A 25,612-nucleotide genomic window follows, 5' to 3' on the forward strand; every position below is an offset into this window, starting at 1 on the left:
AAAGTCCCGGTCCAGAGCCCTACTTATTCATCATCATCAAAGTTGTAGCTACCCGGCGCGAGGTTCTCGAAGCGGGTGTACTTGCCGATAAACGCCAGCCGAATGAAACCGATCGGGCCGTTCCGCTGCTTGCCTATGATGATTTCGGCGATGCCCTTGTGCTCGGTCTCGGGGTGGTACACCTCATCCCGGTACACGAACATGATGACGTCGGCGTCCTGCTCGATCGCTCCGGATTCCCGCAAGTCGGAGTTCACCGGGCGCTTGTTGGGACGCTGTTCGAGGGAGCGGTTGAGCTGGGAGAGCGCAACCACCGGGCAATTGAATTCCTTGGCGAGCGCTTTCAGGGAACGGGAGATTTCGGAAATCTCGTTCGTCCGGTTATCGCCGCTGGAGCCAGGAATCTGCATCAATTGCAGGTAGTCGATCATGATCAGGCCGATATCGCCGTGCTCGCGGACCAGACGCCGCGTACGCGCTCGCATCTCGGAGGGGCTGATGCCGGCCGTGTCGTCGATGAACAGCTTTCGATCGTTGAGCAGATTGACCGCCGATGTGAGACGCGGCCAGTCATCGTCATCGAGCTGACCGGAACGCACCTTGGTCTGGTCGATACGGCCCAGCGACGACAGCATACGCATGATCAGCGATTCGCCTGGCATCTCCAGCGAGTAGACCAGCACCACCTTGTCGCTGCGCAGCACCGCGTTTTCCACAAGGTTCATCGCGAAGGTGGTCTTACCCATCGACGGACGGCCCGCCACGATGATCAGGTCAGACTGCTGCAGACCGCTGGTTTTTTCATCCAGGTCGGCATAGCCAGTGGAAAGGCCAGTAATACCGTCGCCGATGTTGAACAGCGTATCAATGCGGTCAATCGCCCGGGTCAGCAGGTCGTTGACGCTGACCGGGCCGCCTGTCTTGGGCCGCGCCTCGGCGATCTGGAAGATCTGCCGTTCGGCCTCGTCAAGAATTTCTTCGGCGGTACGCCCTTCCGGGTTGAATGCACTGTCAGCGATCTCGGTGCTGATGCCGATCAACTGGCGCAGCGTCGCGCGCTGACGAACGATCTGGGCATAGGCCTTGATGTTCGCGACAGACGGGATGTTCTTCGCCAGCTCAGACAGGTAACCGAGGCCTCCGACTTGTGAAGTCTGGCCTTCCTTGTCGAGCTGCTCTGCCAGGGTCACGACGTCGATCGGCTGGTTCTGATCCGCCAGCTTGGCAATGGCGCGGAATATCAGACGGTGGTCATGACGATAGAAATCGCCATCCGACACCTGATCAAGCACGCGCTCCCAGGCATTGTTGTCCAGCATCAGACCACCGAGCACGGCCTGTTCGGCCTCAATGGAATGCGGCGGCACCTTCAGGGCAGCGGTTTGCAGGTCATATTGCTCGGGAGCGGAGATGTCGTTCATGGCCACACGGAAATCAGGGGGTTGAATCAGGATACTCAGAAATGACAAAGGGCACGACCTGCGAACAGGAACGTGCCCAATGCTAACCGACCGAGGAGCGAGTCATCAGCCAGTCAGACTTCTGCACCGAAGCGCAGAAACCATACTGCTTAAGCAGCTACAACAACAACGCGTACGGTAGCTTCAACGTCGCTGTGCAGGTGCACGGCTACGTCGTATTCGCCAACGTTACGGATGGTGCCGTTCGGCAGACGAACTTCAGACTTGGCCACTTCAACGCCAGAGGCGGTCAGTGCGTCAGCGATGTCGTGAGTACCGATCGAACCGAACAGCTTGCCTTCGTCACCAGCGGTGGCAGTGATAGTCACTTCCAGCTCAGCCAGTTGAGCAGCACGAGTTTCAGCAGACGCTTTCTTCTCGGCGGCAGCTTTTTCCAGCTCTGCACGACGCTCTTCAAACGCGGCCACGTTGGCAGCGGTTGCAGCGGTTGCTTTGCCGAAAGGCAGCAGGAAGTTACGACCGTAGCCAGCCTTAACGTTTACTTTATCGCCCAGGTTGCCCAGGTTGGCGACTTTTTCCAGCAGGATGAGTTCCATTTGGTAAAACCTCTTAACTTTAACCTTCACCGTTCGCAGAACCGTTATCAGCGTCTTTCGACGCCAGACGGCCGCGAAAATCAATCAGGCTGTCGACAATGGCAAACACCACCAGCAACGGATAGATCAGCTGCATGAACAGCAGTAGCGTGACGTACAACCCTACCAGCCAGAACCGTGCCAGGCGCTTTGCAGCCACCAGACCGTGAATCAGGGCCAGCCCCGCGAACATGAGCGGCACGCTGCACAACGGTGTCAGCATCGCCAGTTGAGGACCGAAATTCGGCCCCACCAACATGCACACCAGCAGCACCAGCATCGGTGCCCGCGGGAGTTTCAGGCTGCGAAATTCGCGTCCGAAACCGCCCGGGTTATACAACAACGCCTGCCAGTACCGCCCAAGGAGCAGGCATACCACGCTGACGATCTGCAACAACGCTGCAATCAGGCCATTGAGGACGGGAGTAATCAGTGCCCCCAGACGCGCTCGCTCTTCTACCGACATCTGCTGGTAGACATCACCGAAGACGTGGGGCAGGAGCTTTTGCAACTCCCCCGCCATGGCTTCGATGGGCTCGCGAAACACTGCGCCCAGAACCACTGCATACAACAATCCAACCGCCACGCTGACCAGCAGCACGCGGACCCAGGACTCGCTGGCACGCAACACGGCGGCCAACCCCCAGGAACCCAGCAACACCATCAGGGTGCGGGGTTCACCGAAATACCACCAGACCAAAGCCGGCAGCAGAGCCCAGGCAAGGACGCCTAACGCGTCACTCATCCCGCGCCGCAGGAGCACAAGGCAACCTGCAGCAGCACTCAACCAGAACAACAGCGGCAATGCCGCACATCCAACCACTACGAGAGTGGCCTGCATGCGGCCGCGCATGATGAATTCAGCCATGGCGCGCATGCGATCTATCCCTTACTGCGTTTGTCGACTACCTGGTCTCAGCGGCCGTGGCTGTCGGTGTAGGCCAACAGGGCCAGGAAGCGGGCGCGCTTGATAGCGGTAGCCAGCTGACGCTGATAACGAGCTTTGGTACCAGTAATGCGGCTAGGAACGATCTTGCCGGTTTCAGATACGTAGGCTTTCAGGGTGTTGAGATCTTTGTAATCGATCTCCTTCACATTTTCAGCTGTGAAGCGGCAGAATTTACGACGACGGAAGAAACGTGCCATGTAATGGGCTCCTCAAAAGGTCCGTGGATTACTCGTCAGCGTTATCGCTGTTGTCGCTGTCATCACCATCGGCGCCATCGGCGTCGGAGTGCTCAGGACGGTCGCGACGCTCACGGCGCTCACTGCGGTTTTCTTCAGCCTTGAGCATTTCGGACTGGCCAGTAACAGCTTCGTCGCGACGGATGACAAGGTTACGGATCACGGCATCGTTGTAACGGAAGTTGTCTTCCAGCTCGGCCAGAGCCTTGCCAGTGCACTCAACGTTCAGCATCACGTAGTGAGCCTTGTGAACATTGTTGATTGCATAGGCCAGTTGACGACGGCCCCAATCTTCCAGACGGTGGATCTTGCCGCCGTCTTCTTCGATCAGCTTGGTGTAACGCTCTACCATGCCGCCGACTTGCTCGCTCTGGTCCGGGTGAACCAGAAAGATGATTTCGTAATGACGCATGAATGCTCCTTACGGGTTGTAGCCTGCCGCCAAAGCGGTCAGACAAGGAGTGAATAACACTGGTTTATCTTGCACAGGGACAGGCACATGAGCGCCTGCCATGACAGCAAGGGGCGCAATTGTAGAGAAGGGGTCGGAGGGGCGCAAGGAGATTGGTGAATATTTGAACAATGGCGACAAGCTACAAGCTACAAGCTACAAGCTACAAGCTACAAGCTACAAGCTACAAGCTACAAGCTACAAGCTACAAGCCGGAGCGTGATTGGCTCGAGCTTGAGGCTTGCAGCTTGCCACTGACAGCTACTTCTTGGCAGCTGCGCGTTGGCGCAGGGCTTCGAACAGGCAGACGCCTGTCGCGACCGAGACGTTGAGGCTACTGACGCTGCCAGCCATTGGCAGGCGCACCAGGTAGTCGCAATGCTCGCGGGTCAGGCGGCGCATGCCTTTGCCTTCGGCGCCCATGATCAGGATGGTCGGGCCCGTCAGATCCTGCTGATACAACTCCTGCTCGGCCTCACCCGCAGTGCCGACGACCCACAGCCCACGTTGCTGGAGTTTTTCCAGCGTGCGCGCCAGGTTGGTCACGGCGACGAGAGGAATGACCTCCGCTGCACCGCATGCCACTTTCCGAACGGTCGGCGTCAATGTCGCAGACTTGTCCTTGGGCACAATCACCGCCAGAGCACCGGCTGCATCGGCCGTCCGTAGACATGCGCCGAGGTTATGGGGGTCGGTGACGCCATCCAGAACCAGGATCAGTGGCGGACCTTCAGTACGGTCGAGCAGTTCGTCGAGCATCGCCTCGCCCCAGACCTGGCTCGGGCTGACATCCGCTACCACGCCCTGGTGAACACCTTCTACCCAGGCATCCATTTCGCGGCGCTCGGCTTGCCCCACCGACACGCGGTTCTGCGAGGCAAGCTCGATGAGGACCTGAACGCGCGGATCACTGCGCCCTTCAGCCAGCCAGATCTGCTTGACCCGCTTGGGGTGATGACGCAACAGCGCCTCCACAGCATGAACACCGTAGATTTTTTCCAGCTGACTCATGACTTGGCCTTAGGTTTGCGCACGCTACCACCGCCTGAAGCAGAGGCCGAACCCGACTTGGACGAGCCCTTGCGATGTTTGCTGGTTTTACCGGAAGCGCCAGCGGCATCACTCGTCGACTTTCCCGACGATGCCTTGCTACCACCCTTGGCTTCAGTCAGCAGGGCTTTTTTCATTTCACGACTTTTGCGCACTTCTGCGTTCTTGGCAGCCGCATCACCAGGCCGATAAGCCTCGGCAACAGACTCTTTCGCAGTGCGGCGACCGGACTTGGAAGCAGACGACGATTCCTTGGAATCCTTGCCCTTCTCTGCCGCGGCAGGCTCGGACGTCCGACGCTTACGGCCGATCGGCGCGCTGGTGGTTTTCTCGGACATTTCGAAATCGATCTTGCGCTCGTCAAGATCAACACGCATGACGCGTACTTCAACGGTGTCGCCCAAGCGAAAGCTACGGCCTGTGCGCTCGCCGGCCAGGCGATGATGGACCGGATCGAAGTGGTAGTAGTCACCCGGCAATGCGGTGACGTGCACCAGGCCTTCAACGTAGATATCGGTCAGCTCGACGAACAGACCAAAGCCGGTGACAGCTGTGATCACGCCCGGGAACGACTCGCCAACGCGGTCCTTCATGAACTCGCATTTCAGCCAGTTCGTGACGTCGCGGGTTGCCTCATCGGCACGGCGCTCGCTCATCGAGCACTGTTCGCCAAGTTGCTCAAGCATCGCTTCGTCGTATGGGTAAATGCGGGCTTTCGGAATCGCTGCGGCGCCAGCACGGCGAACGTGCGGTGTTTCCTGCTTGGAGCGGATCACACTGCGGATCGCGCGGTGAGTCAGCAAGTCCGGGTAGCGACGAATCGGCGAGGTGAAGTGGGTGTACGCCTCGTAATTCAAACCAAAGTGGCCATGGTTATCCGAGCTGTACACCGCCTGGCTCAACGAACGCAGCATAACGGTCTGGATCAGGTGGTAATCCGGACGGTCCTTGATGGTTTCGAGCAGCGCCTGATAGTCCTTCGGCGTCGGGCCGTCTTTGCCCTTGTGCAGGGAAAGACCCAACTCGCCGAGGAAGGCACGCAGCTTTTCCAGGCGCTCAGGCGGCGGACCGTCGTGGACGCGGTACAGCGCAGGGATCTCGTGCTTCTTGAGAAACGCAGCAGTCGCCACGTTCGCAGCGAGCATGCATTCTTCAATCAGCTTGTGCGCATCGTTTCGAGTGGTCGGACGGATCTCGGCGATTTTGCGCTCGGTGCCGAAAATGATCCGGGTTTCCTGGGTTTCAAAATCGATGGCACCGCGAACATGCCGGGCGCCCAACAGCACTTTGTACAGCGCATAAAGCTGCTTCAGGTGCGGCACGACGTCGCCATACTGCTCGCGCAGCTGCTTGGCTTCGGCGGCTTTGGGATGCTCCAGCATCGAGCTGACCTTGTTGTAGGTCAGGCGTGCATGGGAGTGGATCACGGCTTCGTAGAAAACGTAGTCGGTCATCTCGCCGGTTTTGGAGATAGTCATCTCGCAAACCATTGCCAGACGATCAACCAGCGGATTCAGCGAGCACAGCCCGTTGGACAGCTGCTCAGGAAGCATCGGGATCACGCGCTCAGGGAAATACACGGAGTTGCCGCGCACCTGAGACTCAGCGTCGAGCGCCGAGCCGAGCTTCACGTAGCTTGATACGTCGGCGATCGCCACATAGAGCTTCCAGCCGCCGGAGAACAGGCGCAGCTTGCCGGGCTTGGCTTCGCAGAAAACAGCATCGTCGAAGTCGCGGGCGTCTTCACCGTCGATGGTGACGAATGGAAGGTGGCGCAGATCGACGCGGTTTTCCTTGTCCTTCTCCTCCACTTCCGGCTTCAGCTTCGCGGCTTCTTTGAGCACTGCCTCTGGCCAGACGTGAGGAATGTCGTAGGTACGCAGCGCAACATCGATCTCCATGCCGGGCGCCATGTAATTGCCCACCACCTCAACCACGTCGCCCTGCGGCTGGAAACGCGGGGTGGGCCAGTGGGTGATTTTCACCTCGACGAACTGACCGACCTTGGCGCCGTTGTTACGGCCAGGGGTGATCAACACTTCTTGCTGGATTTTTGGATTGTCCGGCTGAACGAAACCGATGCCGCTTTCTTCAAAATAGCGACCCACTACGGTTTCGTGCGCGCGGGAAATGACTTCGACAATCACGCCTTCGCGTCGACCGCGACGGTCCAGACCCGAGACGCGCGCCAGTGCGCGGTCACCGTCGAACACCAGACGCATCTGCGCAGGGCTCATGAACAAGTCGTCGGAGCCATCATCCGGGACCAGGAAACCAAAGCCGTCACGGTGACCGCTGATGCGACCCAGGATGAGGTCCAGCTTGTCGACCGGTGCGTACGTGCCACGGCGTGTGTAAATCAATTGGGCATCGCGCTCCATGGCACGGAGCCGACGCCGCAAGGCCTCGATCTGATCTTCAGTCGTCAGGCCAAACTCTTCCACCAACTGCTCCCGGGCAGCAGGCGAACCGCGCTCGGAGAGGTGCGCCAGAATCAGCTCACGGCTAGGGATGGGGTTTTCGTATTTTTCCGCTTCACGAGCGGCCTCGGGATCGAGGGACTGCCAATCGGCCATTAGAATGAATTCACCTTATCTGTATGTAATTAGTTTGGCATATACCAGATTGAAACGCGAAGACAGCATTTGCTGGGGCTTTTCGCTATTTCAAATTATTTTCGCACGGGGGCTTTACAGCCCTCAATCTCCTCCGTAAGATGCGCCCCACAACGACGGCACTGCCAAGTTGTAGTTGAAATCAAACGAAATATCGAATGAAATCAACGAACTGCCCAGATGGTGAAATTGGTAGACACGCCAGCTTCAGGTGCTGGTGACCGCAAGGTCGTGGAAGTTCGAGTCTTCTTCTGGGCACCAATTCAACGAAACCGAGCTTAGGCTCGGTTTTGTGCATTTTGTGGTTTGAAAAGTCAAGCGTAGTAAAAATATCGGTTAGCGTAGATCACTTCTCGTACCCTGCCCCTCGCTGCAAATGCATCCCCCGCCGCGCCTCCAACAAATTCAAAAATTCAGTTGCACTCCCGCGAAAAATCTAATTAAATCAGCGCCATGCCCAGATGGTGAAATTGGTAGACACGCCAGCTTCAGGTGCTGGTGACCGCAAGGTCGTGGAAGTTCGAGTCTTCTTCTGGGCACCAAACAAACAAAACCGAGCCAAGTGCTCGGTTTTTTTGTTTTCCGGGGGGCTGCAATAACCCCCATCCGTGCAGGTGCCTAGGCGCGGAACTGCCCGAGACTGGCTTTGAGCTGCGCGGCGAGCCTGTCCAACGTCTTGCCGCTGGCGGTCGTCTCGACCACGGCCTGGGCAGCCTTCTCGGCTTGAGCGTGAATGACTTCTACACGCCCCCGCACCGCTTGCGCGCCCTGAGCCTGATGTTCTGCCGCTCGGGTCGCCAGGCCAATCGCCGCATGCACCTGCTCGACAGACACCTGCACCGATTGCTGCAGCCGAGCGCTGTCCTTCAGCACCGCGAGCCCTTCCTTTGCCTGACGCCCGGCAAGACCAATCGTTGCCACTGCTTCGCGCGCCCCGGACTGCAGCTTGGCGATATGCTCCTGGATATCGCCCGTTGAGCTTTGCGTCTTGCTCGCCAACGCGCGCACCTCATCGGCGACAACCGCGAAACCCCGACCGGTTTCGCCGGCGCGCGCTGCCTCAATGGCAGCGTTGAGGGCAAGCAGGTTGGTTTGCTCGGCGATGCCATGGATCACTTCCAGCACCACTTCGATCTGCTGGCTTTGCTGCGCCAGCCGCTCGATGACCTGGGCACCCGTCTCCACCTGCCCGGCCAGCGCCTCGATCAAACTGCCCACCTGATTGGAGGTGCGCGTGTTTTCATCGGTCGCCTGGCGAATGTCCACCACCTGCCGCAATGCTGCCTGCATCGCCTGGCTCTCGGCCTGCGCCTCGTCAGCCATTTGCGCCAGCGCTTGAAGGCTGGCAGCCACCTCATCGCGCTGCAACTCGGCTGCAGCGCCGGCACCCGCATTGCGCTTGCTCATGGCGCCAATCTCGACGCCCGTCTGCTGCGCCACATCTCCCGCTTCTCGAACAATCGGCTGCAACTTGTCAACGAAGCGGTTTACAGCCGCGGCCATGTCGCCTATCTCATCGTTGCTGTTGAGTTTGACGCGCTTGGTCAAATCGCCTTCGCCTGCCGCCAGATCGTCCAGCGCACGGTTGAGCAACTGCAAGCGCAGTACAACGCGGCGCCCCAGCACGATGGCCAACGCCACCAGCACGCCGAGCCCCACCAGAGACAGCCCGACACCGATTCTCCAGCGCAGCGTGGTCGCGGCCTCCTGCACAGCGGAGCTGGTATTGGTCGCCATCGCAGTGGCCGACGATTGCGCCGTCTGCAGACGCGAGCGCAATGCGGCAGAGCTCTCCGCCGCAGCGCCGCCCAGGCTTTCAGAGACCAGTTGATCACCGCTGCCGATCAACGCAACGAAGCGCTTGTCCAGCGCCGCCAGATTCTCTTCCACCGACCCGGTAGATACGCCCATGCGGACTTTGCCGATTTCGACACCATTGGGGCTGATCGACGCTTCGACGTAGTACACCGAAGGGTCTTTGCGCGCCGCATTCAGGACCTTATCCATGGCGCGCTCGCCTTCGCCTTTCGCCAGCAGCGCCTTGACCGATTCGTTCTCACGGTTCAGGTAACGCGTCAGGTGTTCGCCCTGAGCATCGTCATAGACCACGAACAGCACGTTCGGATTGCGTTGCGCACGGCGCGCGAACTCCGACAGCGTCGGCGTATCGCCATCCCACATCGCCCGTGGCGCGACAGCCGCCAATAGCTCGGCCATGTCCGTCGCTGAATCCTGGAGGTCTTTCTCCAGCGTCGCACGCAGTTGCTTCTGTTCATCTTTCAGACGCGTCGACAGGCCGGCGCTCAAGCGCTGACGTGTATTTTGCGAAAGACTGTCCAGGCTGGACGTTACGTCGCGGCTCGCCTGCTCCAGCTCGCCTGTCAAGTGTTGCGAATCTACACTCAGCCGCGCCGCCAGCTCAGCCTCAAGCGCAGTGACGGTGCTCCGAGTGAGGGCGACGGCAACCAGCACCTGCACCAGAAGGGCGATACCAAGAGCAATGAATACGGGTCGCAGCAAGCGACTGCGTAGAAGAGAAGTAACAGCCGACACAGGAATTCCCCCACAACACACGCCACTAAAATGCTGGCATCGTTTTATACGTGGAATCACAGCAAGGGTCGTGCCGCAGTGCCCGGCAGTTTTCAGGGCGCAAAACAAAGGGCCGCCGAGGCGACCCTTTGTTTGTGTTTCAACGACTTATCAATCGAACGGATGACGCAGAACGATCGTCTCGTTGCGGTCAGGGCCCGTCGAAATAATGTCGATCGGTGCGCCGACCAGCTCTTCAAGGCGCTTGATGTAAGCGCGAGCGTTGGCAGGCAGCTCTTCCAGGGTCTTGGCACCCAGGGTCGACTCGGACCAGCCCGGCACTTCTTCGTACACCGGCTCCAGGCCGATGTAGCTGTCGGCGTCGGTCGGGGCGTCGATCACTGCACCGTTCTCGTTCTTGTAGCCCACGCAGATGTTGATGGTCTCGAGACCGTCCAGCACGTCCAGCTTGGTCAGGCAGATGCCCGAGATGCTGTTGACGTCGATGGCGCGACGCAGGATAACGGCGTCGAACCAGCCACAGCGGCGCGCACGCCCGGTAGTTGCACCGAACTCGTGACCACGCTTGGCCAGGAACGCGCCGACGTCGTCGAACAGCTCAGTCGGGAACGGACCCGAACCCACGCGAGTGGTGTAGGCCTTGGTGATGCCAAGGATGTAATCCAGGTACATCGGGCCCATGCCCGAACCAGTGGCGATGCCGCCCGCAGTGGTGTTCGAACTGGTGACGTACGGGTAGGTACCGTGGTCGATGTCCAGCAGCGAACCCTGGGCACCTTCGAACATGATGTCTTTGCCGGCGCGACGCATTTCGTGCAGCGTGGCGGTCACGTCGAGCATCATCGGCTTGAGCAGCTCGGCGTATTCCATGCACTCGTCGAGTGTCTTCTGGAAGTCGATCGCTGGCTCTTTGTAGTAATTGACCAGGACGAAGTTGTGGTAATCCAGCAGTTCGCCCAGCTTGGCGGCGAAGCGCTCGCGGTGGAACAGATCACCAATGCGCAGGCCACGACGCGCAACCTTGTCTTCGTAAGCCGGGCCGATGCCGCGACCGGTCGTGCCGATCTTGTGCTCGCCACGGGCTTTTTCGCGGGCCTGATCAAGGGCCACGTGATAGGACAGGATCAGTGGGCAGGACGGGCTGATGCGCAGACGCTCGCGCACCGGAATGCCCTTCTCTTCCAGCTTGGTGATTTCGCGCATCAGTGCATCAGGCGCGACGACCACACCGTTGCCGATCAGGCACTGCACGCCTTCGCGCAGGACGCCGGACGGAATCAGGTGCAGGACGGTTTTTTCGCCGTCGATGACCAGTGTGTGGCCAGCGTTGTGGCCACCTTGATAGCGCACTACCGCGGTTGCATGTTCGGTCAGCAGATCAACGATCTTGCCTTTGCCCTCATCACCCCATTGGGTGCCCAGGACTACGACATTCTTACCCATAACACTTGTCCTCATTCGCGCAAACTTGGTGCCGGCAGCGGCCGGCGGGGAAACTCAAGAGGCCAGCGGCATTACCTGCCAACGCTCGCCCTGCTGAATCAATTGCCGATCGCAGTCAGCGTCTTGCGCCGCTGAAACCGGTTGGCCTGGCAAGGCCTGAACCACACGCTGACCTTCTGCGCGCAGCTGACAGACCTTTTGCCACAGCGCTGCATCAGTACTGTCCGGCATCCAGATACCGCCAGACGGTAGCTCGATCTGCGCCTGACCGCGTGTCACCAGGGTTTTCAAATCGGTGGAAAACCCCGTCGCCGGGCGCGCGCGACCGAAGTCGGCACCAATGTCATCGTACCGACCGCCCTGGGCAATCGACTGACCAACACCCGGAACGAAAACCGCAAACACCACACCAGTGTGGTAGTGGTAGCCGCGCAGCTCGCCAAGGTCAAAGTACAACGGTAGCTCAGGAAACCGTGCCGACAGACGTTCGGCGATTTCCAGCAGATCGTCCAGCGCTTCGATGACCGGCGCCGGCGCATTCGCCAGACGGTCGCGGGCCTGTGCCAGCACGGTACGGTCGCCACACAGATCCACCAGCGCGCGCAGCATGCTGGCCAGATCGGCCGGCAGACCTTCGGTCAATGCTATGACCTCGTCGATGGCTTTGCGCTGCAGTGCATCAAACAGCTGTTGCTCGACTTCACCGGACAACCCGGCAGCGCGGGCAAGACCGCGGTAAATCCCGACGTGGCCAAGGTCCATATGGACGTCCGGCACATCAGCCAGTTGCAGCATTGCCAGCATGAGGCTGATGACTTCGACGTCGCTGCTTGGGCTTGCGTCGCCGTACAGCTCGGCGCCCAGCTGGATCGGGCTGCGCGAGGACGACAGCGCACGCGGCTGGGCATGCAGCACGCTGCCAGCGTAGCAGAGACGGCTTGGGCCTTCGCGACGCAGGGTGTGGGCGTCGATGCGGGCGACCTGCGGCGTGATGTCCGCGCGGAAACCCATCTGCCGCCCCGATTGCGGGTCGACCACTTTGAAGGTGCGCAGATCCAGATCCTGGCCCGCACCGGTGAGCAGTGATTCGAGGTATTCGATGTGCGGGGTCACGACAAACTCGTAGCCCCAGCTCTGAAACAGATCCAGCACCTGACGACGCGCGACTTCAATGCGCGCAGCTTCCGGCGGCAGTACTTCTTCGATGCCATCCGGCAGCAGCCAGCGGTCAACCGTTGCCATTACGCCTTTCCCCTATGATCCGGGCGGCCAGCCCTTGGGCAAGCCTTGAGTGAAGCAGACAGCATTCTGCGGACGCAGTGCAAGGGAGTGCCCCCCTGCCCGATGCGCCGCACCATCGTGAACACCGTCCTCGAAAAAACTGCCGCGCACGGAACACGCCACGGCCAATCAATCGTGCAGACGCAAAAAAGCCGGGAATTTCCCGGCTGCCGCATCATACACACGTTTTGTCGCGCGATCACCCCGACGGGCTGTTTTGCCGCCCGGCGGAGTGATCAGGTGCCGATGCGATTACGGCTTGGATTTTTGCAGGTAGCGGAAGAACTCGCTGCCTGGGTCCAGCACCATCACGTCGCTTTTGTTAGCGAAGCTTTCACGGTAGGCGCGCAGGCTACGGTAAAACGCGTAGAACTCCTGATCCTGACCGTAGGCCTTGGAGTAGATCGCAGACGCTTGAGCATCCCCATCACCGCGTGCCTCTTCAGACTCGCGATAGGCTTCAGCCAACAGAACGCGACGCTGACGATCGGCGTCGGCACGGATGCCCTCCGCCAACTCGTTACCCTTGGCGCGGTGCTCACGAGCTTCACGCTCACGTTCGGTGCTCATGCGCTCGAACACGCTGCGGTTCACTTCCTTCGGCAGATCGATAGCCTTGACCCGAACATCGACAACTTCGATGCCCAGCTCTTTGCCAGCCATGGTGTTGAGCGACGCAGTGATGTCAGCCATCAACGCGTCACGCTCACCCGAAACCACCTCGTGCAGCGTGCGCTTACCGAACTGGTCACGCAGACCGGACTCGAGACGACGGGAGAGACGCTCATCGGCGATTTGCTTCAGACCTGATGTCGCGGTGTAGAAACGCTCAGCGTCCTTCACGCGCCACTTGGCATAGGCATCAACCATCACGGCTTTCTTTTCCAGCGTCAGGAAACGCTGAGTCGGCGCATCCAGGGTCATCAACCGACCATCGAACTTGCGCACCTGATTCACGTAAGGAATCTTCACGTGCAGGCCCGGCGAAACATCCGCTTGAACCACGCGACCGAATTGAAGCAGCACCGCGCGCTCGGTCTGGGCGACGATGTAAAAGCTGTTCCATGCGACCACGGCCAACACGACGCAGACAATCAGGGCAACCAGAGATTTATTGCTCATCAGCGAGTCTCCCTAGTGCGCGTGTCGCGTTGTTGTTGCATGTCCGCTGCCCGCGAGCCCGGATCTGCCGGTGCAGCGGCAGCGCCGCCAGTGGCAGAAGAGCTGGAACCGTTACGGCTGCTATCGATCATTTTGTCCAACGGCAGATAAAGAAGGTTGTTCTGACCTTTCTCGCCAGTCACGAGCACCTTGCTGGTGTTGCTGAAGACTTCCTGCATGGTGTCCAGATACAGACGCTCACGCGTGACTTCCGGCGCTTTACGGTACTCGGCAACCAGCTTGGTAAAGCGATCCGCCTCACCCTTGGCCCGGGAGACCACTTCGTCACGATAACCGTTGGCGTCTTCGACGATACGCTGAGCTTGACCGCGCGCTTCCGGGATTACACCGTTTGCATAGGTTTCAGCCTGGTTGCGTGAGCGCTGCTCGTCTTCACGGGCGCGGATCACGTCATCGAACGCTTCCTGGACTTCGCGCGGCGCCGCAGCACTCTGCACGTTGACCTGAGTCACGGTGATACCGGTGCGATAGGTATCGAGGAAGCGCTGCAACCGCTCCTTGATTTCGCTGGCCATCAACTCACGACCTTCAGTCAGCACCTGATCCATGGCGGTCGAACCGACCACATGGCGCAAGGCACTTTCGGTTGCGTGCTGGAGGCTGACTTCGGGCTGATCAACGTTCAGCACGAAATCCTGCAGATTGGTGATCTTGTACTGCACAGTCAGTGGCACTTCGACGATGTTCTCGTCTTCGGTGAGCATCTGGCCCTGCTTGCTGTACGCACGTTCACGGGTCACGTTTTCGAGGTACTTGCGATCGAACGGCGGGAAATAGATGTTCAGACCCGGCCCGACGGTTTCGTAGTACTTGCCGAAGCGCAGCACAACGGCCTGCTCCTGTTCGTCGACCACATAAATTGCGTTGTACAGCCAGATGGCGAGCAGCACGACCAGACCGATGCCGAGCAGGCCGAGGCCACCGCCCTTGCTCGATCCACCGCCGCTGCCGCCACCATCGCCACTGCGTTTTTTACCACCACCGAACAACCCATTCAGGCTTTCCTGCAGCTTACGGAAGGCCTCGTCGAGATCCGGTGGCCCCTTGCGGTCGCCGCCCTTGCGCTTACCACCCCAAGGATCCTGATTATTCGAGTTGCCACCCGGCTCATTCCAAGCCATAGCGCTCTCCATCTGATAAAGCAAAGACGCGCCCACGGCGCGCCGACCAATGCTACAGAATGCCCGTCGAAGCGGTACAACCGCTTTGTCAGGCTTTTATTGCAAAGTGTGTTGCTCGATGAATTCCAGCGGCTGCAGTCCTTCGCGACTCACCAGGCGATTGAATTCAACTCGGGGTAACCGTACAGCCAGAAGACTCTGGCCTTCTTCGTCATGCTCTTCGCTCTGCACCGCACCCAGATTGAAAAACTGGGCACGCAACCGGGCGAACTCCTGCGTGAGGCGCAGCGTCCCCACAAAGAGGTCATTGCCCAACACTTCGGCGATGGCTTGCTTGAGCAAATCCAGACCGCGCCCGTCACGGGCAGAGACCCAGACCCGCTGCGGCTTGCCGTCGGCATCGCGTTGAATCTGCGGCTCAACTCCTTCGAGCAGATCGAGTTTGTTATACACCTCGAGCATCGGCAAGTCCTGGGCCCCAATCTCGCCCAGCACCACCATGACCTGCTCGATCTGCTCGAGGCGATCGGGCTCATGAGCGTCGATCACATGCAAGAGCAGATCGGAGTTGCTTGACTCTTCGAGCGTAGCCCGAAAGGCCTCGACCAGCTTATGCGGCAAATGGCGGATGAAACCCACCGTATCAGCCAGCACAATCGGCCCAAGGTCTTTGAGTTCAAGGCGGCGCAGGGTCGGGTCAAGGGTTGCGAACAGCTGATCGGCCGCGTAGACGTCGGAGTCGGTCACCGCATTGAACAGCGTTGACTTGCCGGCGTTGGTGTAGCCAACGATCGAAACCGTAGGGATGTCAGCGCGGGAGCGGCCACGACGGGCCTGATCACGCTGACTGCGGACTTTTTGGAGCCGGCCCTTGATCTGACGCAAGCGTACCCGCAACAGGCGTCGGTCCGTCTCGAGCTGGGTTTCACCCGGACCGCGCAGACCGATACCGCCGCCCTGACGCTCAAGGTGAGTCCAGCCACGTACCAGCCGCGTACTCATGTGCTCAAGCTGGGCCAGTTCGACCTGCAGCTTGCCTTCATGGGTGCGTGCCCGTTGGGCGAAGATGTCGAGAATCAGGCCCGTACGATCAAGCACGCGACACTCGAAAACACGTTCGAGGTTACGTTCCTGACTGGGTGTAAGGACATGATTGAAGATGACGATATCTGACTTTTCGGTTTTGACCAGGTCGCGTAATTCCTCGACCTTGCCGCTGCCTACCAGATACTTGGCCGTTGGCCGATGCCTTGGCACGTTGACGAACGAGACAATGTCGGCGCCAGCCGACACCGCCAGCTCCCTGAACTCCTGCGGATCTTCGCGCGCCTCAGGGTCCTGACCATCCAAGTGAACGAGTATCGCCCGCTCACCACCACTGTGGCGCTCAAAGAACAAAGCAGACTCCTATCAGGCGTTACCTGGCTCGGCGTCAGCCTGCTCGGATTCGGTAGCGCTAGGCAGACGAATCGGGCGAACGGGAACGACAGTCGAGATGGCGTGTTTGTAGACCATTTGGCTGACAGTGTTCTTCAGCAAAATAACGAACTGGTCAAAGGATTCGATGGTGCCTTGCAGCTTGATACCGTTTACCAGGTAGATCGAAACCCCAACCTTTTCTTTACGCAAAGTGTTCAGGTAAGGGTCTTGTAGCGAATGCCCTTTTGACATGTGCCGCACTCCTTTAAGGATCAATAGAATAAATTCGAAAACATTGGCTTGGGCCGCTACCTCCCGAAGGCTATCCCCCAAGGATAGACGGCTATTGCAAGGACTCAGCTCAATATGGAGACCGACCCCAGGTATTTCAAGGCGCGCGGCAGATTGTCGCAAGCCAGGCTGTCCAACCAGTGCAAATCCTGCCAACTGCGTAACCAGGTGAACTGCCTCTTGGCCAACTGGCGCGTGGCAATGATGCCGCGCTCCTGCATTTCATCCCAAGTCAGCTTGCCGTCCAGATGATCCCAGACCTGGCGATACCCTACAGCTCTTATAGACGGTAAATTCGAGTGCAGATCACCCCTCGAACGTAGCGCTACGACTTCTTCAACGAATCCTTCATCAAGCATTTGCCTGAAACGCACAGCAATTCGGTCGTGGAGCACCTTGCGATCCGTCGGTGCGATCGCGAGATTTGCGACAGTATAGGGCAATTGATGACGCCCCGAAGCGCTCGCTTGAGCACTTTGCGCACTTTGTTGTTCACGGTGCGCGGTCATGCTCATTCCGCTCACCCGAAAGACTTCCAGCGCGCGAACCAGCCGCTGAGGATCGTTGGGGTGAATTCTCGCTGCCGACACCGGATCGATGCTCGCGAGCTCATCATGCAACGCCTTCCAACCCTGACTGGCCGCTTGTGCTTCAATTTGCGCCCGAACCTCAGCATCCGCCGCGGGCATGTCGGCCAGGCCTTCCAGTAGAGCCTTGAAATACAACATCGTGCCGCCCACCAGCAGGGGAATTTTTCCCCGGGCAGTAATTTCCGCCATGGCCTGCAAGGCATCGGTTCGAAAATCCGCTGCAGAGTAGCTCTGGCTCGGGTCGAGGATATCGATGAGACGGTGCGGATACGCGTCCAGCAGCGCCTTTGATGGCTTGGCGGTGCCGATGTCCATGCCCCGATAAACCAGCGCGGAATCCACACTGATCAGCTCACACGGCAGCACTTTGGTCAGTTCGATGGCGAGATCGGTTTTCCCGGCGGCGGTGGGCCCCATCAGAAAGATGGCGGGAGGAAGCGCACTCATCAGCGACCGCGCAGGAACAGTTTGTCCAGATCATCCAGACCCAGCTGGGTCCAGGTGGGACGTCCATGGTTGCATTGACCGCTGCGCTCGGTGTTTTCCATGTCACGCAGCAGGCCGTTCATTTCCGGAATGGCCAGCCGGCGATTGGCGCGAATCGCGCCGTGGCACGCCATGGTTCCGAGCAGTTCATTCATGTGCGCTTGAACGCGATCGCTGGTGCCGTACTCCATCAGATCGCCCAGCACGTCGTGGACCAGTCGATTCGCCTCAGCCTGTTTGAGCAGCGCGGGGATCTGCCGGATCGCGAGAGTCTCGGGGCCGAGGCGCTGCAATTCGAAGCCCAGCTGCTGGAAAGTCGCCATATGTTCCTCGGCGCAGTCGGCCTCACGCTGGCTGACCGCAATGGACTCCGGCACCAGCAGCGGCTGACCGCTCAGGCCTTCACTGGCCATGGCTATTTTCAAGCGCTCATACATGATTCGCTCATGGGCCGCGTGCATGTCCACCAGCACCAGGCCGTGGGCGTTTTCCGCGAGGATATAAATGCCCTTGAGCTGAGCGAGGGCATAACCCAAAGGCGGAACGTCGCCCTGAGATTCGGGCAACGAAACCATAACTGCGCCCGCCGGAGACTGCGCGCCGGGCAGCGGGGCAAAGAATTCGGTGTAAGCGGCACGCGCCTCTTCAGCCGGAAGCACCGACGACGGCCGCGGCGTGTATTGATATTGGTAACCCGCACCACTGCCAGAGCCGGGCGCAGATCCGGCGGGCGGACTCCAGGCCTGACCCTGTGGTGTTTCCAGCACGTTATTGGCCAGACGCATTTCGCCCTGGGGCCCGAACTCGCCGGCATCCGGGCCAGTTGGGCGCACCAGCGCGGTGACCGATGTGGTGCCAGCGAGCTGATCTTCAGGTCGCACATCACCGAGGGCCCGATGCAGGGTGCCGTAGAGAAAATCGTGCACCATGCGTCCGTCGCGGAACCGAACTTCGTGCTTGGTCGGATGGACGTTAACGTCGACGACCGCCGGATCGACTTCAAAAAACAGCACGAAGGTCGGATGTCGGCCGTTGAACAGCACGTCGCGGTAAGCCTGACGCACCGCGTGGGCAACCAGCTTGTCGCGCACCGCACGGCCGTTGACGAAGAAATACTGCAAATCGGCCTGGCTGCGCGAGAACGTCGGCAGTCCCACCCACCCCCACAACCTCAACCCGTTGCGCTCGACCTCGATCGGCAGCGCCTGCTCCAGAAAACCGGGCCCGCAAATGGCCGACACCCTTCTCGCGCGCGAAACGTCGTCGCGAGCTTCGTGCAGGCTCAGGACGGTCTTGCCGTTGTGGCGCAAATGAAAGGCCACGTCGAAACGCGCCAGCGCCATGCGCTTGATTACTTCCTGGAGATGATCGAACTCGGTTTTCTCGGCTTTGAGAAACTTGCGTCGCGCCGGGGTGTTGAAGAACAGGTCGCGGACTTCCACGGAGGTGCCGACCGGGTGCGCAGCGGGCTGAACCCGAGAAGCCATGTCGCGGCCTTCGGTCTCGACCTGCCACGCCTGATCAGCGTCGCGTGTGCGCGATGTCAGGGTCAAACGGGCCACCGAGCTAATCGACGCCAGCGCCTCGCCCCGAAAGCCAAGGCTCATGACTCGCTCAAGGTCTTCCAGATCGCGGATCTTGCTGGTGGCATGTCGGGCCAGCGCCAGGGGCAGGTCATCCGAAGAAATGCCGCCGCCGTCGTCGCGAACACGGAGCAGCTTGATGCCGGCCTGTTCAACGTCGACATCGATGCGACGCGCGCCGGAATCAAGGCTGTTCTCGAGCAGCTCTTTGATCACCGACGCAGGCCGTTCGACGACCTCGCCCGCTGCAATCTGGTTGGCAAGCCGCGGGCTCAACAGCTGGATACGCGCGGCTTCTGCCGCAGGTATATCGGAGATTACGCTGACATCCAGTTCCTGATCACCGAGCAACAGGTCGGTCACGGCTCACCTGCCAGTTCTGCGCTGGGGATTCTCAATTGCTGGCCGACTTTCAATTCGTCAGAGCTTAGATGATTGGCTGTACGCAGCATTGGCATGGTCATGTCGTAGCGCGCCGCGATCATGCTGAGCGATTCGCCGGGGCGGACCGTGTGCTCACGGGCACCCATGGCCAGCTTGCCGTTGTCCCGTAGCCAGGCGATGTAGGTGCCTTGGGGCGGATTCTGCTGAAAGAACTGCTTCACGCCCGCGGTGATGGAGCGCGCCAGCGCCTGCTGGTGACTTGCGCCTTCCAGCTTGTTCGCTTCCGCCGCGTTGGAGATAAAACCGGTCTCAACCAGAATCGAAGGAATATCCGGCGACTTCAGCACCATAAAGCCGGCCTGTTCAACGCGAGACTTGTGCAGCGAGGTCACGCGGCCGATGTTGGTCAGCACCTTCTGGCCGACGTTCAGGCTTGAGGTCAGCGACGCAGTCATCGATAGATCGAGCAGTACGCCAGCGAGCATGCGGTCTTTGTCATCGAGGCTCACGGCCCCGGCGCCACCGATCAAGTCGGAACGGTTTTCACTGTCCGCCAGCCAGCGTGCTGTCTCCGAGGTTGCGCCGCGCTCGGACAAGGCAAACACAGAAGCCCCGAAGGCCGCCGATGAAGGCGCGGCGTCGGCATGGATGGACACGAACAGGTCAGCCCCCTTGGCGCGCGCGATTTCCGTGCGCTTACGCAGCGGGATGAAGTAATCGCCGGTACGGGTCAATTCAGCGCGATAGCCCTTTTCGCCATTGATCTGGCGCTGAAGCTCCTTGGCAATCGCGAGCACGACGTTCTTTTCTTTCTCACCACGGCCGCCGGACGCGCCCGGGTCTTCACCGCCGTGACCGGCATCAATAACGACGACGATGTCGCGCTTGCCGTTTGGCACAGGGGTGAGTTTGATCTCAGGCTTGGACGGACTGATCGGCACCACCGCCGGCGTCGCAGGCGCGGCGGTGGCCGGGGTATCGGCAACAGACGGCGGAGGATTGGCATCGGCGGCGTTGTCGTAAAGGTCGACCACCAGACGGTTGCCGTATTGCTGGTTCGGCGCGAGGGTGAAGCTCTTGGGCGTCACCGCCTTTTTTAGGTCGATGACCACGCGCAGGTCGTCAGGTGTGCGTTGCGCCGAGCGCATGCTGGTGATTGGCGTGTTGGCCGTCGGCACATTTAACGCGCCGCCCAGGGTGGCGCCGTTGATGTCGATGACCAGACGATCAGGGGACTGCAGCGTGAAGACACTGTGCTGAACGGGGCCAGACAGGTCGAAAACCAGTCGAGTGTTATCCGGAGCACGCCATAAGCGGACACTTCGTACCTGTGAAGCGGCCAACGCGTCGACAGCCAGTGTCGCCAGCAGCAGTCCAATCACAGTAACCAGCGCGCGCATGCGCATACCAAACCCCATATCTATTGAATGTCTATTTAAACGAAGGCGCCAAAGCTGCACACCACATCTCGCCACGCGAGCTTTTCGGGCTCAGCGTCAACGCTCGACCTTCATCGAGCGGCCTTATGGTAATGATCAGGTCAGGCTTTGGCAAAAAGCCTGCACCCAGATTGGGCCATTCGATGAGACAAAGGGCATCGCCTTCGAAATAGTCCCGGATGCCGAGGAATTCTAGCTCTTCTGGGTCAACAAGTCGGTAGAGATCAAAGTGATACGCGCGGTTTCTCCCAATTTCGTAAGGTTCTACCAGCGTAAACGTCGGACTTTTTACCGCGCCAGTATGCCCAAGGCCGCGAATGATCCCTCGGGACAGGGTGGTCTTACCCGCCCCCAGATCGCCCTCCAGAAAAATAATCCCATTGCTTTCAGTTACTTGGGCTATGCGTGCGCCGAAATGGGTCATGGCCTCTTCACCCATGAGCTTCAGAGTTAGCTCAGACACGGTTGGTGCTCCTCCAGAAGCTGGCGAATAGCAGGAATCAGATCAGCGGCAACGAGCCCTCGCCCGCTGGCGCCGCATTGCTCACCGGCGAGGGCGTGCAGCCAGACGCCCAGACAGGCAGCGTCGTAGGCGCTCATCTTTTGCGCCATCAAGGCGCCGATGACACCCGATAACACATCGCCCAGCCCGCCGGTGGCCATCGCCGGATGGCCGTGATCGGCCAGTGCGAGGTCACCGGCAGGGTTGGCGATCAGGCTGCCGCTGCCTTTTAAAACGCACACGGCATTGAATTTTTTAGCCAGCGCCCGCGCCGCAGTCGGACGATCGGCCTGAATCTGTTTGGTGTCGGTGCCCAGCAGCCGCGCGGCTTCGCCAGGGTGCGGGGTGATCACGCAGCCCTCGGGCAATTGCACCGCGCCGGTCGCCAGCTCATTCAACGCGTCGGCATCCCATACCTGCGGCAACGGTGCGTTGGCAGCCGCGGACAACAGGCTTTTCCCCCAACTGTGCTGGCCGAGGCCCGGACCGACGACCAGTACCGACGCGGGCTCGATCAACGCGCGGAGCTGATTGGCCGAGCTGATGCCGGCGCTCATGACTTCGGGAAAGCGCGTCAGCGCGGCGCTGACATGTTCCGGCCGTGTTGCCAGCGTGACCATGCCGGCGCCGGTGCGCAGCGTGCTTTCGGTGGCAAGCAACGCAGCGCCGCCGAAGCCCCGATCGCCGCCCACCACCAGCACGCGGCCGAACATGCCCTTGTGCGCCGTGCGTGAGCGAGGCGCCAAAGTGGGCAGGTTGAAAGTGTCCAGCCGTTTGACGCTGATAGGGGTCTGCCGAATGAGCTCGGCGTCCGCCTGCAGGTCATCGAACACCAACTCGCCCACCCGCTCGGGCGCATCGCCGGTGAACAGCCCGACCTTGAGGCCGATAAAGGTGACGGTCAGATCGGCGCGGACTGCGCAACCGAGGGTTCGCCCCGTATCCGCGCACAATCCGGAAGGGAGATCGACGGCCACGACCGGCAATCCACTGTCGTTGATGGCGTCAATGGCCGCAGCATAAGGCGCGCGCACGTCGCCCGTCAGTCCGGTCCCCAGCAGCGCGTCGATGACAATGCCGTCCAGCGCCTGCTGTTGCCATGGCTGGATATCGACGTTGGCAGCAACCGCCTCTTCATAGGCGGAGCGGGCATCGCCGGCTAGCGCATCGCTATCACCCACGGCCAACACGATAACGTGCCAGCCGGCACGCCGGGCAAGCGCAGCAATGAGATAGCCGTCGCCAGCGTTATTGCCGCGACCGGCCATCACGGTCAGTTGCCTGCCCTCGGGCCAGCGGCGGCGTATTGCCCGCCATGCGGCATGGGCGGCGCGCTGCATCAGCTCGAAGCCGGGTGTGCCGGCGGCAATGAGGCGCGCGTCGAGGTCGCGCACTTGGGCAGCGCTGTACAGTGCGTCGGGAAATGAGGGTTTGCTGTGCAACATGCGTCTTTGGGCTCCGATGTCTGGCAGAATTATACGCACCTGCGCCCCGGTGTCCTCTTTGCATGTCCGCGATAACTGTAGATCCATCCACAGCCTCAGTGCCTTTAACGGCAGCCGGGCTGACAGACCTTGCCCAATCGATCAAGGCATGGGGGCGCGAGCTCGGCTTTCAGCAAGTCGGGATCTCGGGACTGGACCTGGCTGAGCACGAGCAGCACCTGGAGCGCTGGCTCGACGCCGGGTATCACGGCGAGATGGACTATATGGCAGCGCATGGCAGCAAACGTTCGCACCCGGACGAGCTGGTGCCAGGAACGTTGCGCGTGGTGTCGTTGCGCATGGACTATCTGCCCGGCGACACGCAGATGGCTCAGTTACTGGGGCAGCCCGAGAAAGCCTACGTGTCCCGTTACGCGCTGGGCCGTGATTACCACAAGCTGATCCGCAAGCGCGTGCAGCAACTCGCGGAGCGCATTCAGCAGGCGATCGGGCCTTTCGGGTTTCGCGCATTCGTCGACAGCGCACCGGTGCTGGAAAAGGCCATCGCCGAACAGGCTGGGCTGGGCTGGATCGGCAAAAACACCCTGGTGCTCAATCGCAAGGCCGGCAGTTATTTCTTCCTCAGTGAGCTGTTTGTCGACCTGCCGCTGCCGGTGGACGCGCCACACACCACCGAGCATTGCGGGCGCTGCACGGCGTGCCTTGACGTATGCCCGACCAATGCGTTCGTCGGGCCCTACGTGCTGGATGCGCGCAAGTGCATTTCCTACCTGACCATCGAGTTGAAGACGTCGATCCCCGAAGACTTGCGCCCGCTGATCGGCAATCGGGTGTTCGGCTGTGATGACTGTCAGATCGTCTGTCCGTGGAATCGCTTCGCCCGTCCGACCGATCAAACAGACTTCAAACCCCGCCACGGTCTTGATAACGCCGAATTGACGACGCTGTTTTTGTGGGATGAAACGACATTCCTGAACAACACCGAAGGCTCACCATTGCGGCGTGCCGGGTATGAGCGCTGGTTGAGAAATCTGGCCGTGGGACTGGGCAACGCGCCGTCTACCATTGCGGTGATCGAAGCGCTGAAGGCACGGCTGGAGCATCCGTCAGAGATGGTGCGTGAACATGTGGAATGGGCGCTGCGGCAACATGAAGCCAGGTCCGCAGCGCGTTTGCCGTCATAGCGCGCCGGCTCAATGCCCGTCCTTGTAAACAAACTTGGGCATTTCCCAGCGAAACCGAATCGCCAGCAACCGCAGCAACAACCCGCCAAACAGCGTGATCAGCGTGCCCTGCTCCACCGGCAAGCCGGCGTACTGACACAGCAAAAAACACCACGCGGCGGCAAACGACACGCTGGCATACAGCTCACGGCGGAAGATGAGAGGGATGTCGTTGCAGAAAATGTCCCGCAGGATCCCGCCAAACACGCCCGTAATCACCCCGCTCACGGCGGCGACGGTCATGCTCAGGCCCATGTCCAGCGCGGTCATGCAGCCGATCAGTGTGAACGCCACCAACCCCAATGCATCGAGCACCAGAAACAGTGAGCGCAGATGACGCATCAGCGGAGCGATGAAAATCGTCACCAGCGCCGCGACGCTGGTGAGGATCAGATACTCCGGGTGCTTGACCCACGTCAGCGGGTAATGCCCCAGCAGCACGTCGCGAACCGATCCGCCGCCCAACGCCGTGATGCACGCGATCAGCACCACGCCGAACCAGTCCATGCCGCGACGGCCGGCGGACAGCGCGCCGGTCATCGCTTCGGCCGTAATAGCGATCAAGTAGAGCATCAACAACATGGCGGCAGTCCCTGCGAGAAAGGGGCGCAGTCTAACCACTCGACCCAGGCACCAACAGAGAGCGTTTAGCCCTGCGCCCTCTCCAGGCGACCGTGCTCGGCCGCCGGCGTCCTTTCATCAAGACTTGATGAAATGCTCGCGGTAAAAGCGCAGTTCGGCAATCGACTCACGGATATCGTCCAGCGCCAGGTGCGTGCTGCCCTTCTTGAACTTGAGATCCGGCGACCAGCGTGCGGCCAGTTCCTTAAGAGTTGAAACGTCGAGGTTGCGGTAGTGGAAATAGTTTTCCAGTGTCGGCATGCGCTTGTACAGGAAGCGACGGTCCTGGCAGATGCTGTTGCCGCAGATAGGCGAACTGCGCTCGGGCACCCACTGCTTGATGAACTCAAGCGTCATGGCCTCAGCTTCGTCGTTGGAGATTTTGCTTTCGCGCACGCGCTGAGTCAGGCCGGAGCCACCGTGCTGACGGGTGTTCCATTCGTCCATGCCGTTCAGAAGCTCGTCGCTCTGGTGAACCGCAATGACCGGGCCTTCGGCCAAGGTGTTGAGCTCGCTGTCGGTGATGATGGTTGCCATCTCGATGATGACGTCGTTATCAGGGTCCAGACCGGTCATTTCCAGGTCGATCCAGATCAGATTCTGTTTGTTCTGCATATGTCGGCTCCTCAGCGTTGGCGCGCAGTTTAGCCCACCCGGGCGTGCTAGACTCGCCCGCGCTTTATCAAATCAGC

General features: G+C 60.1%; 22 protein-coding genes and 2 tRNA genes. 3 read left to right on the forward strand and 21 right to left on the reverse strand.

Annotation, left to right across the window (positions count from 1 at the left end; translation table 11 throughout):
- Nucleotides 1-23: 23 nt before the first annotated feature.
- The 7 genes from dnaB to rnr all read right to left on the reverse strand — a co-directional run bounded on the left by dnaB (nucleotide 24) and on the right by rnr (nucleotide 7,318).
- The gene (dnaB, locus tag AC3ISG_RS22060) at nucleotides 24-1,421 is read right to left on the reverse strand and encodes a replicative DNA helicase (RefSeq protein WP_065987793.1); all 1,398 of its coding nucleotides are present in this window, start codon (nucleotides 1,419-1,421) and stop codon (nucleotides 24-26) included.
- Between the two features lie 149 nt (nucleotides 1,422-1,570).
- Nucleotides 1,571-2,017: a 50S ribosomal protein L9 gene (rplI, locus tag AC3ISG_RS22065; protein WP_122533812.1), complete on the reverse strand. Its 447-nt coding sequence runs from the start codon at nucleotides 2,015-2,017 to the stop codon at nucleotides 1,571-1,573.
- A 19-nt stretch (nucleotides 2,018-2,036) separates the two neighbouring features.
- Nucleotides 2,037-2,933 carry a hypothetical protein gene (locus tag AC3ISG_RS22070; protein WP_489297969.1) on the reverse strand — a complete coding sequence of 299 codons (897 nt, stop codon included), beginning with the start codon at nucleotides 2,931-2,933 and terminating at the stop codon, nucleotides 2,037-2,039.
- Nucleotides 2,934-2,971: 38 nt separating this feature from the next.
- Nucleotides 2,972-3,202 (reverse strand): 30S ribosomal protein S18, encoded by a 231-nt coding sequence (gene rpsR / locus AC3ISG_RS22075; RefSeq protein WP_037015707.1) that lies wholly within the window; start codon nucleotides 3,200-3,202, stop codon nucleotides 2,972-2,974.
- A gap of 28 nt (nucleotides 3,203-3,230) precedes the next feature.
- A complete protein-coding gene (gene rpsF, locus AC3ISG_RS22080; protein WP_065987796.1) occupies nucleotides 3,231-3,653 on the reverse strand; it encodes a 30S ribosomal protein S6 in 423 nt (140 codons plus the stop codon).
- Nucleotides 3,654-3,953: 300 nt separating this feature from the next.
- A complete protein-coding gene (rlmB, locus tag AC3ISG_RS22085) occupies nucleotides 3,954-4,703 on the reverse strand; it encodes a 23S rRNA (guanosine(2251)-2'-O)-methyltransferase RlmB (protein ID WP_489297970.1) in 750 nt (249 codons plus the stop codon).
- Nucleotides 4,700-7,318 carry a ribonuclease R gene (gene rnr, locus AC3ISG_RS22090; RefSeq protein ID WP_489297971.1) on the reverse strand — a complete coding sequence of 873 codons (2,619 nt, stop codon included), beginning with the start codon at nucleotides 7,316-7,318 and terminating at the stop codon, nucleotides 4,700-4,702. Before rnr ends, rlmB begins: the two co-directional genes overlap by 4 nt.
- Before the next feature lie 213 nt (nucleotides 7,319-7,531).
- On the opposite strand from rnr, the gene AC3ISG_RS22095 reads away from it, so the two are divergent.
- Together AC3ISG_RS22095 and AC3ISG_RS22100 are read left to right on the forward strand one after the other, a co-directional pair.
- Nucleotides 7,532-7,618 (forward strand) — tRNA-Leu (locus tag AC3ISG_RS22095).
- Nucleotides 7,619-7,812: 194 nt separating this feature from the next.
- Nucleotides 7,813-7,899: transfer RNA gene (locus AC3ISG_RS22100), tRNA-Leu, on the forward strand.
- Between the two features lie 76 nt (nucleotides 7,900-7,975).
- Here the strand turns inward: AC3ISG_RS22100 and AC3ISG_RS22105 are convergent.
- The 12 genes from AC3ISG_RS22105 to AC3ISG_RS22160 all read right to left on the reverse strand — a co-directional run bounded on the left by AC3ISG_RS22105 (nucleotide 7,976) and on the right by AC3ISG_RS22160 (nucleotide 23,076).
- Nucleotides 7,976-9,910: a methyl-accepting chemotaxis protein gene (locus AC3ISG_RS22105; RefSeq protein WP_122625628.1), complete on the reverse strand. Its 1,935-nt coding sequence runs from the start codon at nucleotides 9,908-9,910 to the stop codon at nucleotides 7,976-7,978.
- A 150-nt stretch (nucleotides 9,911-10,060) separates the two neighbouring features.
- Nucleotides 10,061-11,353 (reverse strand): adenylosuccinate synthase, encoded by a 1,293-nt coding sequence (locus AC3ISG_RS22110; protein WP_122533816.1) that lies wholly within the window; start codon nucleotides 11,351-11,353, stop codon nucleotides 10,061-10,063.
- A 54-nt stretch (nucleotides 11,354-11,407) separates the two neighbouring features.
- Nucleotides 11,408-12,595 (reverse strand): ATP phosphoribosyltransferase regulatory subunit, encoded by a 1,188-nt coding sequence (locus tag AC3ISG_RS22115; protein WP_122533817.1) that lies wholly within the window; start codon nucleotides 12,593-12,595, stop codon nucleotides 11,408-11,410.
- 291 nt (nucleotides 12,596-12,886) lie between these two features.
- The gene (hflC, locus tag AC3ISG_RS22120) at nucleotides 12,887-13,756 is read right to left on the reverse strand and encodes a protease modulator HflC (protein ID WP_122533818.1); all 870 of its coding nucleotides are present in this window, start codon (nucleotides 13,754-13,756) and stop codon (nucleotides 12,887-12,889) included.
- Nucleotides 13,756-14,937, reverse strand: a complete 1,182-nt coding sequence (hflK, locus tag AC3ISG_RS22125) for an FtsH protease activity modulator HflK (protein WP_122533819.1) — start codon at nucleotides 14,935-14,937, stop codon at nucleotides 13,756-13,758. Before hflK ends, hflC begins: the two co-directional genes overlap by 1 nt.
- Nucleotides 14,938-15,033: 96 nt before the next feature.
- Complete coding sequence (gene hflX, locus AC3ISG_RS22130) at nucleotides 15,034-16,335, reverse strand: ribosome rescue GTPase HflX (RefSeq protein ID WP_489297972.1); 1,302 nt, start codon at nucleotides 16,333-16,335, stop codon at nucleotides 15,034-15,036.
- A 12-nt stretch (nucleotides 16,336-16,347) separates the two neighbouring features.
- Nucleotides 16,348-16,608, reverse strand: coding sequence for an RNA chaperone Hfq (gene hfq / locus AC3ISG_RS22135; RefSeq protein WP_019691505.1), 261 nt, complete (start codon nucleotides 16,606-16,608; stop codon nucleotides 16,348-16,350).
- A gap of 104 nt (nucleotides 16,609-16,712) precedes the next feature.
- Nucleotides 16,713-17,684 (reverse strand): tRNA (adenosine(37)-N6)-dimethylallyltransferase MiaA, encoded by a 972-nt coding sequence (gene miaA / locus AC3ISG_RS22140; protein WP_489297973.1) that lies wholly within the window; start codon nucleotides 17,682-17,684, stop codon nucleotides 16,713-16,715.
- On the reverse strand, nucleotides 17,684-19,615 hold the full coding sequence (gene mutL, locus AC3ISG_RS22145) for a DNA mismatch repair endonuclease MutL (protein WP_489299574.1): 1,932 nt from the start codon (nucleotides 19,613-19,615) through the stop codon (nucleotides 17,684-17,686). Before mutL ends, miaA begins: the two co-directional genes overlap by 1 nt.
- Before the next feature lie 50 nt (nucleotides 19,616-19,665).
- Complete coding sequence (locus tag AC3ISG_RS22150; RefSeq protein ID WP_205484910.1) at nucleotides 19,666-21,108, reverse strand: N-acetylmuramoyl-L-alanine amidase; 1,443 nt, start codon at nucleotides 21,106-21,108, stop codon at nucleotides 19,666-19,668.
- Between the two features lie 13 nt (nucleotides 21,109-21,121).
- Nucleotides 21,122-21,592, reverse strand: coding sequence for a tRNA (adenosine(37)-N6)-threonylcarbamoyltransferase complex ATPase subunit type 1 TsaE (gene tsaE / locus AC3ISG_RS22155; RefSeq protein ID WP_122533823.1), 471 nt, complete (start codon nucleotides 21,590-21,592; stop codon nucleotides 21,122-21,124).
- On the reverse strand, nucleotides 21,580-23,076 hold the full coding sequence (locus AC3ISG_RS22160) for an NAD(P)H-hydrate dehydratase (protein WP_489297974.1): 1,497 nt from the start codon (nucleotides 23,074-23,076) through the stop codon (nucleotides 21,580-21,582). The genes tsaE and AC3ISG_RS22160 overlap by 13 nt, the downstream gene beginning before the upstream one ends.
- Before the next feature lie 62 nt (nucleotides 23,077-23,138).
- Between AC3ISG_RS22160 and queG the strand changes: the two genes are divergently transcribed.
- Nucleotides 23,139-24,260, forward strand: a complete 1,122-nt coding sequence (gene queG, locus AC3ISG_RS22165) for a tRNA epoxyqueuosine(34) reductase QueG (RefSeq protein WP_489297975.1) — start codon at nucleotides 23,139-23,141, stop codon at nucleotides 24,258-24,260.
- A 9-nt stretch (nucleotides 24,261-24,269) separates the two neighbouring features.
- On the opposite strand, the gene AC3ISG_RS22170 is transcribed toward queG, so the two are convergent.
- On the reverse strand, nucleotides 24,270-24,881 hold the full coding sequence (locus AC3ISG_RS22170) for a trimeric intracellular cation channel family protein (protein ID WP_122533826.1): 612 nt from the start codon (nucleotides 24,879-24,881) through the stop codon (nucleotides 24,270-24,272).
- 117 nt (nucleotides 24,882-24,998) lie between these two features.
- Nucleotides 24,999-25,535 carry an oligoribonuclease gene (gene orn, locus AC3ISG_RS22175; protein ID WP_065987811.1) on the reverse strand — a complete coding sequence of 179 codons (537 nt, stop codon included), beginning with the start codon at nucleotides 25,533-25,535 and terminating at the stop codon, nucleotides 24,999-25,001.
- Nucleotides 25,536-25,612 lie beyond the last annotated feature (77 nt).

Source organism: Pseudomonas sp. GL_135, assembly GCF_057834665.1.